The organism is Microbulbifer agarilyticus (genome assembly GCF_020171345.1).
Lineage (GTDB): Bacteria > Pseudomonadota > Gammaproteobacteria > Pseudomonadales > Cellvibrionaceae > Microbulbifer > Microbulbifer agarilyticus_D.
Genome location: NZ_JAIUZM010000003.1, coordinates 1 through 16,176 on the forward strand (window position 1 = coordinate 1; position 16,176 = coordinate 16,176).

Annotated in this window: 17 protein-coding genes; 12 read left to right on the top strand and 5 right to left on the bottom strand. The window is 50.9% G+C overall.

Translation table 11 applies throughout. From position 1 onward, the window contains the following. The first annotated feature begins 251 nt into the window (after positions 1-251). Complete coding sequence (locus tag LCM31_RS10485; RefSeq protein ID WP_224869889.1) at positions 252-608, top strand: DUF2750 domain-containing protein; 357 nt, start codon at positions 252-254, stop codon at positions 606-608. Between the two features lie 184 nt (positions 609-792). Continuing rightward, positions 793-1,518, top strand: a complete 726-nt coding sequence (locus tag LCM31_RS10490) for a SinI family restriction endonuclease (protein WP_224869891.1) — start codon at positions 793-795, stop codon at positions 1,516-1,518. On the opposite strand, the gene LCM31_RS10495 is transcribed toward LCM31_RS10490, so the two are convergent. Then, positions 1,515-2,936, bottom strand: coding sequence for a DNA cytosine methyltransferase (locus tag LCM31_RS10495; RefSeq protein ID WP_224869893.1), 1,422 nt, complete (start codon positions 2,934-2,936; stop codon positions 1,515-1,517). The two genes, LCM31_RS10490 and LCM31_RS10495, sit on opposite strands and share 4 nt — an antisense overlap. Positions 2,937-3,294: 358 nt before the next feature. Here LCM31_RS10495 and LCM31_RS10500 point away from each other — a divergent pair. The 4 genes from LCM31_RS10500 (at position 3,295) to LCM31_RS10515 (ending at position 6,645) form a co-directional block, all read left to right on the top strand. Beyond that, positions 3,295-4,445, top strand: a protein-coding gene (locus tag LCM31_RS10500; protein ID WP_224869896.1) for an IS3 family transposase whose coding sequence is annotated in 2 segments (ribosomal slippage) — positions 3,295-3,532 and positions 3,532-4,445 — 1,152 coding nt in all. Because the reading frame shifts where the segments join, the coding sequence is not laid out codon by codon here. A gap of 480 nt (positions 4,446-4,925) precedes the next feature. After that, positions 4,926-5,135, top strand: coding sequence for a cold-shock protein (locus tag LCM31_RS10505; protein ID WP_224869898.1), 210 nt, complete (start codon positions 4,926-4,928; stop codon positions 5,133-5,135). Between the two features lie 158 nt (positions 5,136-5,293). Continuing rightward, on the top strand, positions 5,294-5,782 hold the full coding sequence (locus LCM31_RS10510; protein ID WP_224869900.1) for an IS3 family transposase: 489 nt from the start codon (positions 5,294-5,296) through the stop codon (positions 5,780-5,782). Between the two features lie 158 nt (positions 5,783-5,940). Beyond that, entirely contained in the window at positions 5,941-6,645 is a 705-nt protein-coding gene (locus LCM31_RS10515) for a L,D-transpeptidase family protein (RefSeq protein WP_224870656.1), read from the top strand. On the opposite strand, the gene LCM31_RS10520 is transcribed toward LCM31_RS10515, so the two are convergent. Continuing rightward, the gene (locus tag LCM31_RS10520) at positions 6,616-7,401 is read right to left on the bottom strand and encodes an oxygen-binding di-iron domain-containing protein (protein ID WP_224869902.1); all 786 of its coding nucleotides are present in this window, start codon (positions 7,399-7,401) and stop codon (positions 6,616-6,618) included. The two genes, LCM31_RS10515 and LCM31_RS10520, sit on opposite strands and share 30 nt — an antisense overlap. A gap of 137 nt (positions 7,402-7,538) precedes the next feature. Between LCM31_RS10520 and LCM31_RS10525 the strand changes: the two genes are divergently transcribed. From LCM31_RS10525 to LCM31_RS10540, 4 genes are all read left to right on the top strand, one after another. Next, the gene (locus LCM31_RS10525) at positions 7,539-8,237 is read left to right on the top strand and encodes an aspartate/glutamate racemase family protein (RefSeq protein ID WP_224869904.1); all 699 of its coding nucleotides are present in this window, start codon (positions 7,539-7,541) and stop codon (positions 8,235-8,237) included. A gap of 188 nt (positions 8,238-8,425) precedes the next feature. Beyond that, on the top strand, positions 8,426-8,788 hold the full coding sequence (locus LCM31_RS10530; RefSeq protein WP_224869906.1) for a YbaN family protein: 363 nt from the start codon (positions 8,426-8,428) through the stop codon (positions 8,786-8,788). Between the two features lie 204 nt (positions 8,789-8,992). Continuing rightward, the gene (chrA, locus tag LCM31_RS10535) at positions 8,993-10,195 is read left to right on the top strand and encodes a chromate efflux transporter (protein ID WP_224869908.1); all 1,203 of its coding nucleotides are present in this window, start codon (positions 8,993-8,995) and stop codon (positions 10,193-10,195) included. A gap of 74 nt (positions 10,196-10,269) precedes the next feature. After that, positions 10,270-10,674, top strand: a complete 405-nt coding sequence (locus LCM31_RS10540) for a nuclear transport factor 2 family protein (protein WP_224869910.1) — start codon at positions 10,270-10,272, stop codon at positions 10,672-10,674. A gap of 27 nt (positions 10,675-10,701) precedes the next feature. Here LCM31_RS10540 and LCM31_RS10545 read toward each other — a convergent pair whose 3' ends face one another. Further along, positions 10,702-12,570, bottom strand: a complete 1,869-nt coding sequence (locus LCM31_RS10545; RefSeq protein WP_224869912.1) for a DUF885 domain-containing protein — start codon at positions 12,568-12,570, stop codon at positions 10,702-10,704. A gap of 205 nt (positions 12,571-12,775) precedes the next feature. Between LCM31_RS10545 and LCM31_RS10550 the strand changes: the two genes are divergently transcribed. Continuing rightward, a complete protein-coding gene (locus LCM31_RS10550) occupies positions 12,776-13,120 on the top strand; it encodes a 4a-hydroxytetrahydrobiopterin dehydratase (RefSeq protein ID WP_224869914.1) in 345 nt (114 codons plus the stop codon). A 67-nt stretch (positions 13,121-13,187) separates the two neighbouring features. On the opposite strand, the gene LCM31_RS10555 is transcribed toward LCM31_RS10550, so the two are convergent. Beyond that, positions 13,188-13,952: a TlyA family RNA methyltransferase gene (locus LCM31_RS10555; RefSeq protein WP_224869916.1), complete on the bottom strand. Its 765-nt coding sequence runs from the start codon at positions 13,950-13,952 to the stop codon at positions 13,188-13,190. 181 nt (positions 13,953-14,133) lie between these two features. Here LCM31_RS10555 and nhaA point away from each other — a divergent pair, with 181 nt between their 5' ends. Beyond that, positions 14,134-15,576 (top strand): Na+/H+ antiporter NhaA, encoded by a 1,443-nt coding sequence (nhaA, locus tag LCM31_RS10560; RefSeq protein ID WP_224869918.1) that lies wholly within the window; start codon positions 14,134-14,136, stop codon positions 15,574-15,576. Between the two features lie 117 nt (positions 15,577-15,693). Here nhaA and LCM31_RS10565 read toward each other — a convergent pair whose 3' ends face one another. Next, positions 15,694-16,137: a hypothetical protein gene (locus LCM31_RS10565; RefSeq protein WP_224869920.1), complete on the bottom strand. Its 444-nt coding sequence runs from the start codon at positions 16,135-16,137 to the stop codon at positions 15,694-15,696. Between the last annotated feature and the right edge of the window lie 39 nt (positions 16,138-16,176).

A 16,176-nucleotide genomic window follows, 5' to 3' on the forward strand; every position in this document is an offset into this window, starting at 1 on the left:
AGCGAACTGTGATAAACAAGGCCTTCGGTGGCCGCCGAAGGTGGGTCTCAATTTACCCGTTAGCGAGAAGGGCGTAAAACGCCAAAATACGATAAGAACAACCATACAAGGCCAGGCAATATGCTCCGGGCCATTGGCCCTCCGCGGGACAGCTTACCTTGTGCACCTTTTGCGCAGGTCGCTTCGCTCCCATTTTGGCCCAAAATGCGCACAAGGTAAGCTGCCCCTGCTGGCGGCGTTAGGAGGAGTATATGGACGATACCCCAGAAGAAGCACAGCAAAGACATTTGCTTTTTATGCAGCACTTAATGGAGCGTGGAGTAGCCTGGGCGCTGCACAATGGAGATGGACTCGCCAATTTCGAAACAGATGAAGGAGAGCTTCTACTCCCGCTTTGGAGTTCGTGTACTGCGGCTGAATCTGCTTTGGGGAATTTTAAAAACTACGAGCCAATCCAGATTAGTAAAGAAGATTTACTTGATTGGGTTCTTCCTGCTGCCGAGAGCCACGGGATGTGGATTGGCACAGATTTAAACCCCAGTCTTGCTGGATTAGACGTGCCGGCGACTTATCTTAAAGAAATTGTCTCCAGCGACTACTCCTCCTAACAATCACGGGCAGTGAAGCTCCGGCCCTTCGGGCCTCCGCGGGACGGCTTACCTTATGCACGTTTTGCGCGGTCGCTTCGCTCCCATTTTTGCGCAAAATGTGCACAAGGTAAGCCGCCCCTGCCGTGGGCGTTAGGGCCTAAAGCAATATCGAGAATAATTCAATAATCAATAAGGAAGTAAATTGAGTTTTAATAAGCAAAGAGCTACCCAAATAGCTGAAGAAATCACTATAAACGCTGATGAAAAATTACTCATCCCATCTTTCATAGAGGTATGCCAATTTCTATCAGACTTTCCCAGCGAGTTATCTTGGCGAACCAGTAAAGCGAACCCAGTTAAGCCTAGTGTTGATAACGAAGACGGGTTAAGGATACTAGCCAATAGATACTTTGATGCTTATAGAAGATCTGATTTCCCAGTTAAACCAAGCACAATCCCAGATGAAATGGTTTCGGTCATAATGGAAAGTGCTTATGGATATAGCAAGGAAGAGTGTCAGAGAATAAAACTAGAGCATCAACATGCTATGTGTGCCGAAAATTGCGTTGGCAATTTATTAGAGCGTTACTTAGAGTCCAAATTGCGAGCGAGTCATTGGAGCTGGTGCTGCGGTGAATTTGTAAAGGCCGTGGACTTCATAGGTAAAAATGAAAAAGGCGAGTGGATTGCCTTGCAAATAAAGAATAGGGATAACTCCGAAAATTCATCAAGCAGTGCCATCAGAGATGGCACAAGAATACAAAAATGGTTCCGCTCATTTTCAAAAGATACGGCAAAAGGAAGGCCGAGTTTTACAAATTGGGAGAACCTACCTCCATTGATGCAAGGCTATGGATTAAACGAAGAAGGCTTTAAATCGTTTGTTTCCAGCTACATCTCATCGGAGAAAGCCAAGAACAAGGGTTAACCAAACCCAAGTTCTTGCTGTTCTGATTTATCCTGAAATATCTCTATTTGCTTATTGAATTGAGCTATCCACTCTTTGTCACTAGTATTTTTATACCTTGAGTATTTAAAACCAACAATGGGAACGATCTCAACATTATTGATTAGTTTTATGATCAATTGACCTACGGCAAGTCCCATGCCAAGTGGGACTGCATTGCCAACCTGTTTATACTGCTGAATTATTGGGCCAGCTAGCTCCCAGTTATCTGGAAACTCTTGTATTCTTTTGTATTCCTCAACAGATATTGGTCTATCTTCTGTTGGGTGAGCTAGGTCAGTTGCGGGCATTGCTGGATGAGTGACCAAAGTTGGGGACGGTTTATCCCACGCTAACCGTCTTAAAAAACCTGTTTTCCCTCCACCGGAATAAAATGATTTTCCCATAGCTTCTTTTTGTAACTCTATTGGTAAATCTTTCCAATTTTGACCAGGCTTGAGCAGGCGATAGTATTGCAATCTCTTTTCTGGGAAATTAAGGTGATTGTGGCTTTCAATATTTTTAATGCACGACTTTAAAGTTTTCCATTTTGGCAACCCAAACGAACCATCTTTTGAATGTGTTGGTATCAAAAAGGGTGGTTTTTTGCCGTCACGAGAGCAAATTATAATAACACGTTCTCTAATTTGCGGTGTTCCAAAATTAGCAGAATTATATAAATTAAATGAAAATCCGTATCCGGAACTTTCTAGTCTATTAATTATAAAATTTAGCGCGCCGCCTTTTAGCTCATCCGCTTTTAAATCGGGGAATTCGGGGCCTCTTTGATCATGCGGCCTATGATCCATAGGACAAGATAAAAGCCCTCTAACATTTTCAATAACAAAATATTTCGGTTTCAGTTCAAGGCATAGCTCTAAATACTTTAAAAACACATTACCTCTATCGTCATTGAAGCCTTTTCGCTTTCCTGCCGTGCTAAATGCTTGGCATGGAGGGCCGCCCATAATCAAATCTATATCATCGTCATCTGACAATCCTGCGGCCTGTCTTATATCTGAGCTAGAATATTCGTTTATGTCGGTTAGCAAAGCCGCATTGGGTTTATTCAGAGCAATTGTTTGCCTGCAAAATTTATCAATTTCACAGGCAAGACGGACGTCAAAACCTGCCTTTTCTATTCCTAGGTCAAGCCCCATGGCTCCAGAGAAAAAGCTCAATGCTATGGGCTTTTTGTTGTCAACTTTATAAACAGGATGATCTTCAGCTACTTTGTGTGCAGATTTAAGACCATAGCTTCTTAAGCTAGAGGCATCAATCACCCATGAGCTGCCTAGCTTTCTTGCGTTGAGTTCATTAGTTCTACAAAGGGTGCGAATTCGCTGCTGGCTAATATTTAGTTGTTCTGCTGCTTCTTTAATGGTAATTTCGGTACTCATTCTGTGTTTCCTTTGCGAAACCTATAATAGGTACCAATATAGCTGGATATATATACATGTCAAGCCCTAACAAGCAGCAGCAACGGACTGTCAAACCTGTCACTCAAATTGCTGCGCAATTACGTGCCAGCTTTGCCAGCCGCTGTGCTGGGCGTTATGTGATCACGAGGAATAATAATGAATAGCGGAAAAGTGAACTGCGGAAATTGTAACAACGACGTAGTTCCAAAGTTGTGGAAGAAGAATAAAGAGAGCGCTTTTAATGAGCGTGAGCTAGAGCATGTGTGCCCAATGGCAAGCCCCTAGTATCCTAGACACTCTTTAGCGTTACAATAACGCCAAAAGAGGTGTCTAAATTATGAGCGGAAAGCGCTATACCGAAGAGTTCAAGATTGAGGCGGTGAAGCAGGTCACCGACCGGGGGTACAAGGTTGGGGAGGTTGCTGAGCGACTGGGTATTACCAGCAAGAGCCTGTATGACTGGATCGCAAAATACGGTGACCAAGGCTCTCAGCACCAGACTATCAATAGCCAACAGGATGAAATCAAGAAGCTGAAGGCCCAGCTTCGCCGCGTCACCGAAGAGCGCGATATTTTAAAGGAGGCCGCAGCGTACTTTGCAAGCGAGTCAAGGAAAGATACGCGTTCATAAAATCACGGCTCGATAGGTACTCCATTGCGGCCATGTGTCGCGCTCTGCAGGTTGAGCGTTCTGGCTTTTATGCCTGGCAGGAAAAGCCAAAAAGCAAACGTCAGATTGAAGATGAGCGGCTGTTGGGGCTGGTCAAACAGTTCTGGATCGAAAGCGGGTTTTCCTATGGTTATCGCAATATTACTTTGGACCTCAAGGATCATGGCGAAAGTTGCGGTAAGAATAGGATTTACCGAATCATGCGCCACGCAGGCATTCGCTCTCAAAGAGGCTACAGAAAGCACCGCGGCTTTACAGGCGGGGATCTCAGCCATGTCGCGCCGAATACGCTTGACCGCCAGTTTGAAGTGAACCGCCCCAACAAGGCTTGGGTGACGGACTTCACCTATATTCGCACCCACGAAGGCTGGCTGTATTTGACAGTTGTACTGGACCTCTTCTCTCGCCAAGTTGTTGGCTGGAGCATGAAGAGCAATCCACGCGCTGATTTGGTGATCGACGCCCTGCTAATGGCTATATGGCGACGGAAGCCGAAGGAACGTGTACTCATTCATTCCGATCAGGGTGTGCAGTATACCTGCTCGGACTGGAGGAAATTTCTCACAGACAACAACCTGGAGGCCAGCATGAGCCGCCGCGGCAACTGCCACGATAATGCAGTCGCCGAGAGCTTCTTCTCGTTATTGAAGGGTGAGCGAATCAAGCGCAAGATCTACAAAGATAGGAACGAAGCGCGGGCAGAGATATTCAATTATATTGAGTTCTTCTACAACCCGAAGCGCCGCCACGGCAGCAGTAATGGCTTGTCACCGATTCAGTTTGAAAAGCAGTACTTTGAGGAGCTAGAAAGTGTCTAGAGAACTAGGGGCTTGCCATCACGTTCATACTTGTTATCGGTCTTAATGAACCGGCCAGGCAGCGAACTGTGATAAACAAGGCCTTCGGTGGCCGCCGAAGGTGGGTCTCAATTTACCCGTTAGCGAGAAGGGCGTAAAACGCCAAAATACGATAAGAGCAGACAGCCAACGCTACGCACCTTTTGTGTAACTCGCTGGCGCTCAAACGTTAACACAAAAGGTGCTCCGCGCTGGCTGCGCCTGCGCTGGGCGTTATGTGAAAGACTTACCCACGTTTAGTAGGCATATGAGAAAACGCTTGACTTATCTCTTTCCGGTCTATATTGTCGTGCGCAGCTCGAAAGCAAGCTTATTTTTTACTCTCTCCATTTCGTTGTTTCTTAGTAGTTCCTCGTCCTGTAGTTTTTAAATTCTTCGTTTTATTTCCCGCTATTCATGCCTCATGAAGGCACACTTATACTTATCTACAGGATATACATTATGTCTAATACAGTTACTGGTACAGTAAAATGGTTCAACGAAAGTAAAGGTTTTGGGTTCATCGAACAAAAGTCTGGCCCTGACGTTTTTGCACACTTTAGTTCAATCGTAAGCTCTGGCTTTAAAACTCTTACAGAAGGCCAAGCGGTTGAGTTCACGGTTTCACAAGGTCAAAAAGGCCCACAAGCAGAGAACATCATGGTTGTTTAATCGCTAAGATTTTCTTTAAAGAGGCAAGCTGTGATGGCTTGCCTTTTTTGTGTCTGCAATAAATGTAAGCTTCGTTCAAATAAAACACATAACCAGGCGCTAAATGCTCGGCCAAGGTCTATTCCTCGACTGGAAATCAGCTCGGCGAGTTAGCTCCGGTGGATAGCTCGGGCACACAGTGGGCAGGGGACTTTACTTATATTAAGACCGCTAATGGCTGGCTATATCATGCCGTCGTGATCGACTTGTTGACGAGATCGGTCGTCGGGTGGTCCTTCAGCAGGAAGCGAAATAGCGAACTAACGAAAAGTGCGCTCAAGATGGCATTGGCACGCCAGCGACCACAGGCAGGCTGTATATTCCATTCTGACCAGGGAATTGAATATGCAGCACATGAATATCAAGAACTTGTCGAGTCGGCAGGTATGACACGGAGTATGAGCCGAAAGGGCAATCCTCTGGATAATGGAATTGTCGAATCATTCTTCCATAGCATGAAGACAGAGCTTGTTCACCAGCGGATATTCGAAAATGAAATCGATGCAGTAGCTCATATCATCGAATACATTGAGTTCTACAACCGAGAACGGCTTCACTCAAGTCTCGGCTATCAATCGCTTTCAGAGTATGAAAAACTGGCGGCATAAAGTGTCCACGAAAGTGGTAGCAGATCACTTCTAAAATGCTAACGCATTTAAAAAGCTGATCTGAAACCACTTTCGTGGGCGGTATGAGATGGTTGGGATACCCTGTTTCTCTGCTATAGTCTGCTCTATATCTTCTTAGGTGAAATCCATTGAAGAAAATGATATTTGTTATTGTTTTGTTAGCAGTCGCGTTTTTTTTCTTCTACCAGTATGGGAGAACAATTTGGCATCCGGCAACGACAAGGATTACCGGTAAGAAAACGCTAGCACAGGTTATTGATCGTTATGGTGAACAGGCAAGACAAGAGCTGGAGCCGCTGTTCAATAAAAAAGGCATCAGTTACCCACCGTCAAAGCTCGCGCTTGTTGCCTTCAAGGATAAAGATGTGTTGGAAGTCTGGGCGGCTAACGGCAGTGACTACCAGCTGATAACTTCCTATCCCATCAAGGCGGCTAGTGGTGTACTGGGGCCGAAGTTGCGTGAGGGAGACAAGCAGGTGCCGGAAGGGATTTATAAAATCATCGGGTTTAACCCAAATAGCGCTTATCATCTTTCCATGAAGTTAAATTATCCCAACGATTTTGATTTGGTACATGCTAAGAATGAAGGGCGGACTTATCCAGGTACAAATATATTTATCCATGGCCGTGCCGCTTCAATAGGCTGTCTGGCAATGGGGGACCCTGCGATCGAGCAATTGTTTTCCCTAGTTTATGCTACCGGAAAGTCGAATACGACAGTGCTTATTTCACCATCCGATCCATCGCAGAGCACGCTAAGCCCGCCTGCAGACTCTCCGTCGTGGGTTTCCGATCTCTATAAAGATATTGCGTCAAAGTACTCGGAAATTACTGGGAAGTAGATCCACACCACACTCCAGCGTCTCAAACCAATCCAGAAACTCGGCGACCAATTTTTTGCCAATAAAAGGTTTACCGTGCTGTGGCAGTATCATTTCCACATCCATTAGCCTTATCCGGTTCACCCACTCGCGGCACGCACGATTACCCGCCATGTAGCGGCGGTGGAAGCCTTCCATACGGGGAATATGCGCTGCCATATCATCCACCGGTAGGTGATCCTGTCCGGGGGTTATGGCTGCACCCACATCGCCGGAAAACAACGCCTTGCTGATTGGGTCGTAGAAATGAAAATTGCCCACTGAGTGCAAAAAATGTGCGGGCACCGCCTGAAAGCGTGTCTCGCCCAGTGGGATGTGACCCCCTTCATCGGGCAGTTCGATCATACGGTGGGTGAGGGAGGCATTCATGCGTTCAGACACGAAGCCAGATACCAGGTGCGGCAGGAATCGTGCCCATAGCTTGGATGTTACAACGCAGCAGTCTGTATGCATTAGCCAGCGGGGTAGGGATGCGATGATGTCGGGGTCTTGATGTGAGGCGCATACGTAGCGCAGTGACTTCAAGTCGATGAGCTTGGATAGCTCGAATGACAGCGCGCTATAGGTGAGATCCCCACCTGGATCAAATAGGGCGGCTTCTCCGTGATCGATGACGACCAGTTGATTGCTTGGAATGGCCTCTCCATCCACCAGGCCGGTTACGAATAGACAAATATGATCGTCTTTGTCATAGAGTTTGATAATCTGCTGGCTCATCGCACCGATCCCTTCTATTTCTGAGCAGTAGGCGTCATTATTCTTTTGGAAGGGCGCGATCATACGTATCGGACGAGGCGTCCAATTGATGTAGATCAAGCAGGTCGTGGGCGTGAATCACTAACGACGGGATGAGTATGAAGACGATCGGTATGCTCGGCGGGATGAGCTGGGAATCAACCGCAAGCTATTACAAGACCATCAATGAGGGGGTTAGGGAAAGCCTCGGTGGCCTGCACTCAGCGAAAATCGCGCTTTGCAGTGTGGATTTCGATGAGATCGAGAAGCTGCAGCATCAGGGGCGTTGGGATGACACGGCGAATATTCTTGCGGATGCAGCCAGATCGGTAGAGGCCGCCGGAGCAGATTTCCTGGTCATTTGCACAAATACTATGCACAAGGTTGCAGGAGAGGTGGAGGCTGCCATATCCATACCTCTTGTGCATATTGCAGATGCCACGGCTGAGCAATTGGTAGCGGACGGAGTGAAGTCGGTAGGATTGCTCGGGACAAAGTTCACCATGGAGCAGGAATTCTACAAGAGTCGACTGGCAGAGCGGTATGGGATCGATGTGATTATCCCAACACAAGACGAGCGCGATACCGTGCATGCTGTAATTTACTCTGAGCTTTGTGTTGGCGTCATCAATGATGAGTCTCGTGAAAGTTATATCGACGTGATTCATCATCTGGCGGAGCGCGGCGCCGAAGCCGTGATTCTGGGTTGTACGGAAATAGCACTGTTGGTCGGACAATCACACACAAGGATACCGCTCTACGATACAACAAAGATTCATGCAGCGAAGGCAGTGGATCTGTCGGTTAGTGAGCTGTAACGCTGGAAAGGTAAGTGGATTGGAAAACTCATTCCCAAAGGCATGATTAGCATGCATTTGACAGCCTCGGTAAGCTCGATCTTTGCGCCTGCAATGGAAGTATCTGTAGAGGAAGCGGTATCGATTGTCGAAGAAGTATCGCCAATTCGTTAGTTGGGTACACGGGTCCGTAAATTGTAAGATGTTTGATGATGCGAAAAGTAATATCGCTTGTTTTGGCTTATTTTTTCATCGCCCTCGCGGTAATCGGTGTGTTCCTGCCGGGTATTCCCACGGTTCCTTTTCTTCTGCTTTCCGCCTGGTTTGCCGCGCGTGGTTCAGACCGCTTGCACAAATGGTTGTATGCGCACCCCACCTTCGGCAGCCTGTTGATCAACTGGGAGCAGCAAAAGGCCATATCGCGCAAGAGTAAGATTCTTGCTGTGCTTATGTTGTGCGGCAGCTGGATCTTTCTTTATCACTACCTGGAGAGTATCTGGCTGCTATTGGCAATCAGCGGTATTTTCTTGCTTGTGGCGACGTTTATCCTCACTCGCCGTGAACCCTATTGAGCCGGCACACAAACCGAAAATGGACTCTGAACTGGTGCAGAATGTCCTTGAGCGGTTTGCCAGACAGACACCGCAGATTTCCAGTTTGATTAGGGCCTAACCGCTGCAAGTCACTTTTCTGCTAGTGACTACTCAACAGGATGGATACATTGCCGTAGTATGGCGATGCAACCCTTTTGCATAAACATCCCTTAAGCAGAAAGTATGTCTGAACACGAAGACCGTCGGCGCAGTGCATCTGAAATTTTTACTGCGTTCCTGAAGCTTGGGCTCACCTCTTTCGGTGGCCCCATCGCCCATTTGGGGTACTTCCGTACAGAATTTGTCGAGAAGCGGGCATGGCTCGATGAACAGCAGTTTGGCCAGTTGCTTTCGATCAGTCAGTTTTTGCCCGGGCCGGCCAGTAGCCAGCTGGGCTTTTGTATCGGGCTGCTCAAGGGCGGCTGGCTCGGGGCGCTTTGTGCTTTTCTCGCGTTTACCCTGCCGTCGGTCATGCTGCTGCTGGTGTTCGCGGGGCTTTCCTCTTTCCTTTCCGGGCCCGTTGGCATTGCCATCGTGCACGGGTTGAAACTGGTCGCCTGTGCGGTCGTCGCGGATGCGCTGCTCGGTATGTCCAGAAACTTATGCCCGGATGCGAAACGGCGCACCATCGCCGTGGCTGCCGCGGCATTGCTACTGCTCTTCTCATCCTCCTATATGCAGCTACTGGTGATTCTGCTGGGCGGTATTGCGGGCGTGCTGGCGCTCAGTGGAACGACGAGCAACAATGCCGCCACCCCAATCTCGGTTTCTTTTGGCAAGTGCACCGGGTCGGTGTTACTTGCGGTATTTTTTGCCTTGCTGTTTGCGTTGCCATTGTTCTCGAGTGCAGCGCCGAACCTGCTGTCTGTTACCGAGGCGTTTTACCGCGCGGGTGCTCTGGTATTTGGCGGTGGGCACGTGGTATTGCCGCTACTTGAGGATTCTGTGGTGACGCAGGGCTGGGTGAGCCCGGATGAGTTTCTGGCGGGCTACGGCGCTTCTCAGGCCATTCCGGGGCCGATGTTTGCATTCTCTGCCTACCTGGGTGCGCTGATCCCTACCGGCGCGGGTGCCTTGTTGACCGCTGCCGTGGCATTGATTTTTATGTTTCTGCCCGGGTTTCTGCTGGTAGCTGGGGTGCTGCCGTTCTGGGGCTCTGTATCCCACAGTCCGGTTGCTGCGCGCGTCATCGCAGGTGTGAATGCAGCGGTGGTCGGTTTGTTGGGGGCGGCACTGTATAACCCTATTTTCACTTCGGGTATTGAAGGTGCCCAAGATCTCGCCATTGCGCTGGTCGGCTTCGGTTTACTGGCGGTTTGGCGAGTTTCGCCACTGTTTGTTGTGTTGTGGTGCGTGCTGGCCAGTGTTCTGCCGGTTTTGATTTAGCGCTCGGTTGCTTCTATATATTTGATTGCGGGCCCGAAGACTTCAGCTTGTAATCACTTTTTGGAGCTTTTCCTATGCAGCGACAGAGTGGGAATTGTGCCGTCGCCCAGCAGTTATACGATGCGTTTCTGGCGGGAGATCTGGACGGGATCTATGCACTGTTAGACCCGAATATTGAGTGGGCACTGGTGGGTCCCAATGAGGTGCCACATTTTGGTGTGTACCGCGGTATCGATGAGGTGAAGCGCTTTTTCTCCATCGTCGGTGATATCAACCGGGTCGAGTCGTTTGAGGTGCTGTCGTATACCGAGACGGAGAAGGGCGCCTACGTGGAGTGTCGGGAACACGGCCATTTTGCCGGGCACCCGCAGCACTTTGATATACGCTCTTGCCAGATTCTTGAAATTGACAGCGGCCGTATCGTGCGCTTTCGTATCTATCAGGACACTGCGCAGATGGTGGATGCCTGGCGGTCCTGATATCGCCGGTGTGTTGCCTGTTACTGTTTACAATTCGTCGAGTGGCGTTTCCTCCAGCTTTGCCAGCATCAGCTCGCGGATAACCGGTACCGGTGCATTGCCGTAGCTTAGAAAAGTCTCGTGGAATTGCTTCAGGTCGAATGCGTCGCCCATCTTTTCCTTGATTTCATCGCGTAATTCCATGATGTCCATGTAGCCGGCAAAGTAGCTGGTGAGCTGGACCTGGCTGAGCGTCGCGCGGCGCCACTTGCCCAGCGCCTCGGTCTGTTGCTGGAACCCCTGCTTCATCATCATGTCCATGGCTTCTGCTTCGGTCATGCCCTTTACCTGAATGGAGTAATCCAGAAGCGTGTTGATGACGGTGCGCAGATTCCACTTGTAATACATCATCCAGAGTTCCGGCTCGAAGTCACCGTAGCCGGCTTCCAGCATCATTCGTTCGGTGTAGACCGCCCAACCTTCGATCATTGCCCCGTTGCCGAGAATATTCTTGATGAGGCTGGGGGACTGGTTGGCGTATACCAGTTGCGTGTAGTGCCCGGGAATCGCTTCATGAATATTCAGTATCTGCATCAGGTAGGTGTTGTATTCACGCAGAAAACTTTCGGCGCGGTCGTCCGCCAGTTCCGCAACCGGCATCACGTTGTAGTAGGTGTTGGCGCCTTTGTCGTAGGGACCCGGTGCATTGATCGAGGCAATGGCAAAGCCGCGCATGTAGGGCGGGGTGGTACGGACAACTAATGGCTTTTCTTCGTCCAGTGACAACAGATCTTTTTCTTTGACGAAGGCGACAAGCTCTGGAATCTGTTTTTCCACCTCGGCCTTGAAGGTTTCCTTGGTGGCATGATTCAGTGAAAGCTTTTCCAGTACCTTGTGGATTTTTTCCAGAATATCGTTCGGGCGCTTTTCGTCGGGAAAATACTTCGGCCAAAGTTTGTCTGCCAGCTCATCCATTTTCAGGTGGAGGCGATCTTTTTCACGTAGCGCACGTTCGTACAGCGACTTCCCGCTCATGCTGATCTGAATATCGTAACCAAACTTTTGTTCGTATTGTTCTTCGCCAATACGGAAGTCGCGAAAGCTTTGGGCATTCGCCATTTGTGAATGTAGCGTTTGCAGGAAAACGACATACTCGTCGATTGCCTTGCGCGCATCCTTTAAGCGGCTCAAGAATTGTTCCTGTTCTCTAGGGGAGAGTCCGCTGTCTTCAACCTGGCTTTCCAGTGATTCGCCAAATACGGACTTGGCGCCTTCATTTTGCTGGATGGCCAGTATCAATTGAGGCGCGGCAGGGTTTTTCAGGGTTTTTTCTGCAGCGGCGTAATAGGCGGGTACCTTGGTGAGGCGTTCGCTAAAGGTGCGCAGACGATCGTCCAGCGGAGCGTAATCGGTATTCAGGATCAGCGCGAAACCGTGCGAGACATTGTAATCGGCGGGATTCCACTCGTGAGGTTTGAATTCGGTGAGCTTCCAGATGGTTTGGTTGAGAAAATTAATAATCAGCGCAAGATCGGTGCGTGCGCCGGCACTCAGGGTCTGCGGGTCGAATCCGGAAAATTGGTTCAGGTAGTTTCGCGCAAAGCTCAGTACCGCGCGGCGGTAGTGGTTGTCCGGTACCTGAAGTTCACTGGCGACTTTGTAGTAGCCGTTGCTGATTGCCCAGGTGGGGAATAGCTGCCACATGCGCTCAATCATCTGTGCGCTCAGGCGCTCAAATGTTTCTTCGTTAACGGTAGCGCGTCGGCTGGGTTTCTCTTCTTCGGCAGGGGATTCGGTTGCGCTCTGATCGACGAGCGTCTGCGGTGTGTTGGCGCCAGTATTCTCTTGTGGCGTATCTTTCGGTCCGCAGGCGCAGAGTATGCTGGTGAGGAGAAGTATCGCAGTCAGTTGTTTCATAAGAGGGCTCGAACTTTTGACCGAATCTGTTGAAAAACTAGCACAGTCGTCTTGTTAGCAGGTTTTTATCCGTACACAATTTCGTGTGACCGAGCTTACCTTGTTTCCGCTTCGTGTGGCGACTACAGTGTCAAATTCTGGATTTGTGGTCGAGCGCCACGATTCTACCCTCACTAATAATGAACTATGCATAGAGGAGTCAGATATGACTGAGCTGGCAGCTCAAGCCTGCGAGGCCTGTCGTGCAGACGCACCACTGGTATCCGATGATGAACTCGCGACACTGATCCGCGAAATTCCGGATTGGACCCCGATGACCCGCGATGGCGTCATGCAATTGGAGCGTGTGTTTAAGTTCCGTAACTTCAAGCAGGCGTTAGCGTTTACGAATCGCGTCGGCGCGATTGCGGAAGAGGTGGGCCACCATCCGGCGCTGCTGACCGAGTGGGGCAAGGTAACCGTTACCTGGTGGAGTCACGAGGCAGGCGGTTTGCACAAGAATGACTTTATTATGGCGGCGCGAACCGACCAGCAGCTGGACGCAGAGTAAAAACCTCTGTGGTTCCTGTTTCCAGGCTAGCGCTCAGTGGCGAGTTCTAGCCTGGAGTTGTGTGTGCCTAATCGCGCTTTGAGGCCCACAGTAGAAATTCGCGGTTGCCGTCTCCTCCCTTGATTGGGCTTTCAATATAATCCCGCACGGTAAGATCCAGCGCTTCACACAAGGCGCAAATTTTTTCCTGAACGCCTTGATAGAGGCTCGGGTCCTTTACCAGGCCACCTTTACCGATCCCCTCCGGGCCTACTTCAAACTGGGGTTTTACCAGACTCAGCAGGTGCCCCTGTGGCTTCAGCAGGGCGGGAAGCTGGGGCAGGATGAGCGTCTGGGATATAAACGAAACATCCATCACCACCGCATCGAAGCCCTCACCCCCCCATGGGGAGATTTGCTCGGCGGTGAGATCGCGTGCGTTGATACCTTCGAATAGGTGCATGCGCGGGTTTTCCAGCAATGCGGGCGCCAGTTGGTCGCGCCCCACATCCACACCCACCACCAGTTCTGCGCCTCGCTGTAGCAGGCAGTCACTAAAGCCGCCGGTGGAGCAGCCCACGTCCAGAGCCTGCCAGCCCGCGGGGTTCAGGCCGGTGTGGTCGAGAATACCGGCCAGCTTGATGCCGGCGCGGGAAACGTACTGGTCTTCCGGCAGCGCTTCCACGCGCAGCTGGGTGTCTTCACTCAGGCTCTGGCTGGCCTTGGTGGCGGTGCGCCACTGGCTTCCAGCTGCATCCGATACCTGTACCTGCCCGGCGTCAATCAGTTTGCGGGCATGGGTGCGCGAGCTGGCGAGTTGTTGCTGTACCAGTAGAAGGTCGAGGCGGGTCATGAAAGGCACTATAGTTCAGAAACAATGGAAGATTAAATCGCTGCCATGCTAACCTCAGTCTCCCGGATGCGGAAGACGCGGATAGCAGGTAACCGCTGGGTAGATCGTAAAGTAAGCAGACAACCATGTAACTTGGCAAAGCGGTTACATAGCGGATCTGAATGATAGGAGTTGGTGTTAGATGGCAAATAAGGTTCTGAGTAAATTCAGAGTGCGTAAAGGCAAGGTGTTCGAGGCGCCGTTGGAGAATGCCCTGGGACGCCTGATGACGCCGTTCGACGAATTTATTCACCGCCAGAGTAGCAGTGGTGTACTGCTGATGATTTGTGCAGTGATTGCGCTGGTGATCGCCAACTCTGCATGGCAGGCGGGCTATGCGCACCTGCTACACCTGCCGGTCAGTTACAACTTCGGTGACTGGTCTCTGTCAATGAGTTTCCATCACTGGATCAATGATGGCCTGATGGCGATCTTCTTCTTACTGGTGGGCCTCGAACTTAAGCGTGAGTTCCTCGTCGGTGAACTCTCGGAAATGAAGCATGCGGTGTTGCCCGTAATGGCCGCCATCGGTGGTATGGTGGTGCCGGCGTTGATCTTCTCCATGTTTAACATGGGGACGCCCACGGAGCGTGGCTGGGGTATTCCCATGGCCACCGATATTGCCTTCGCGGTGGGCTGTATTGCCATCCTGGGGAACCGGGTTCCGCGCGCGGTGGTGACCTTCCTGGTGGCATTGGCGATTGTGGATGACCTGGGCGCTATCCTGGTGATTGCCATCTGGTATACCGAAAGCGTCAATATGATCGCGTTGATGGGCGCCTTCCTGCTGACGGCGATTTTGTGGCTGCTGAATTTGGCGGGGGTACGGCACTCTGCCGCCTATATTTTTGTGGGTATCCTGCTGTGGTACGACCTCCACATCACCGGTGTGCACGCCACGCTGGCGGGGGTGATTACCGCCATGGCGATTCCGGCGCGCCCGAAATACGACCCGGTGGCGTTCAGTGCCTTTGTGAAAGACATCATTCGCAGTTTCGACCGCTGCTTCCGACCGGGCGACAAGATTATCGCCAACGATGCGCTGCGCGCGCGGGTCTCCGCACTGGATAACGGTGTGCACCTGGTACAGTCTCCGTTGCAGCGCATGGAAACGCGCCTGCACATTCCGGTGGCATTTATTGTGGTACCGATTTTTGCCCTGGCCAACGCGGGTATCCCGGTGGACAGCTTTACCAGCGCCGAGGCGGTACTGAACCCACTGACCATTGGTGTGATTTGCGGCCTGGTGTTTGGCAAGCTGATCGGTATTGTGGGAGCGACCTGGATCGGCTGGAAACTGGGCTGGGGTGAGCTGCCCAAGCATTCGACCTTCCACCACATCATTGGCGTCGCGCTGCTGGGCGGTATCGGCTTCACCATGTCGATCTTTATTTCGGAACTGGCCTTTGCCGGCCAGAATGAAATGCTGATTCAAGCCAAAGCAGGTGTGTTGCTTGCGTCGCTGATCGCGGGTATTTCAGGCTTCTTGATCCTGCGCCGTGCGCCGATCGAGGAGTCCACCCAGAGTGATGAGATCGATGTTGTTGCTACCGCCGAGATGAGCACCGGTAGAAAATTGCCCTGATAGGCTACTTCTCTCGGTAGTTCTCAAGAATCCCTTCTCAAACGATCCCAGCACCATAAAACGTGGTGCTGGGGCTTCGTTCTTCCCAAGCAAATACGGTAGACGCAGTCGCGCGTATCAGAATACTTCGTGGCGCTGGTAGCGGTTGCACCGATTGTCGCAGTACGGCTTGTCCGAGCGAATGGCGCCACTGGTCGGGTGGACCAGTAGTTGGCGCTTCTTGCTGCCGTGGTAGGCGACCACATTCCAGTAGCCGTTGCGAAAAACCATGCTGCCGAAGGAGTGAAAGCCCAGTTGCTGCAAGCGTGCGCGGACTGCGCCGGCGCTCAGGTCAATCTCGGAGGGTGTGTGTCCATCGAGATCGGGCCCGTACAGCTGCGGGGGGATCTGGGGGTTGGTTTTGGGGCCGGAAAACTGGAAGTCCTGGGGGGAAAAGGGGCCCGGTTGTTGTGCGGCGGCACCGGCGGCCACCGACAGGGCGACAGCGAGCAGCGTGACGCCGAGAAAGTGACGCGTTTTGTGGGACTGTCCTTGTTGGAATGGTTCAGTGGCAAACAGCATGGCGCTCCCCAAATTGCCTTTATCCGGTCATTGATAGGC

Excerpts from the sequence above, each read along its gene's own strand:
- LCM31_RS10505 (WP_224869898.1), top strand. The coding sequence starts at position 4,926 with ATGTCTAATACAGTTACTGGTACAGTAAAATGGTTCAACGAAAGTAAA.
- LCM31_RS10485 (WP_224869889.1), top strand. The coding sequence starts at position 252 with ATGGACGATACCCCAGAAGAAGCACAGCAAAGACATTTGCTTTTTATG.
- LCM31_RS10520 (WP_224869902.1), bottom strand. The coding sequence starts at position 7,401 with ATGAGCCAGCAGATTATCAAACTCTATGACAAAGACGATCATATTTGT.
- LCM31_RS10525 (WP_224869904.1), top strand. The coding sequence starts at position 7,539 with ATGAAGACGATCGGTATGCTCGGCGGGATGAGCTGGGAATCAACCGCA.
- LCM31_RS10565 (WP_224869920.1), bottom strand. The coding sequence starts at position 16,137 with ATGCTGTTTGCCACTGAACCATTCCAACAAGGACAGTCCCACAAAACG.
- nhaA (WP_224869918.1), top strand. The coding sequence starts at position 14,134 with ATGGCAAATAAGGTTCTGAGTAAATTCAGAGTGCGTAAAGGCAAGGTG.
- LCM31_RS10545 (WP_224869912.1), bottom strand. The coding sequence starts at position 12,570 with ATGAAACAACTGACTGCGATACTTCTCCTCACCAGCATACTCTGCGCC.
- LCM31_RS10555 (WP_224869916.1), bottom strand. The coding sequence starts at position 13,952 with ATGACCCGCCTCGACCTTCTACTGGTACAGCAACAACTCGCCAGCTCG.
- LCM31_RS10495 (WP_224869893.1), bottom strand. The coding sequence starts at position 2,936 with ATGAGTACCGAAATTACCATTAAAGAAGCAGCAGAACAACTAAATATT.
- LCM31_RS10515 (WP_224870656.1), top strand. The coding sequence starts at position 5,941 with ATGATATTTGTTATTGTTTTGTTAGCAGTCGCGTTTTTTTTCTTCTAC.
- chrA (WP_224869908.1), top strand. The coding sequence starts at position 8,993 with ATGTCTGAACACGAAGACCGTCGGCGCAGTGCATCTGAAATTTTTACT.
- LCM31_RS10530 (WP_224869906.1), top strand. The coding sequence starts at position 8,426 with ATGATGCGAAAAGTAATATCGCTTGTTTTGGCTTATTTTTTCATCGCC.
- LCM31_RS10540 (WP_224869910.1), top strand. The coding sequence starts at position 10,270 with ATGCAGCGACAGAGTGGGAATTGTGCCGTCGCCCAGCAGTTATACGAT.
- LCM31_RS10550 (WP_224869914.1), top strand. The coding sequence starts at position 12,776 with ATGACTGAGCTGGCAGCTCAAGCCTGCGAGGCCTGTCGTGCAGACGCA.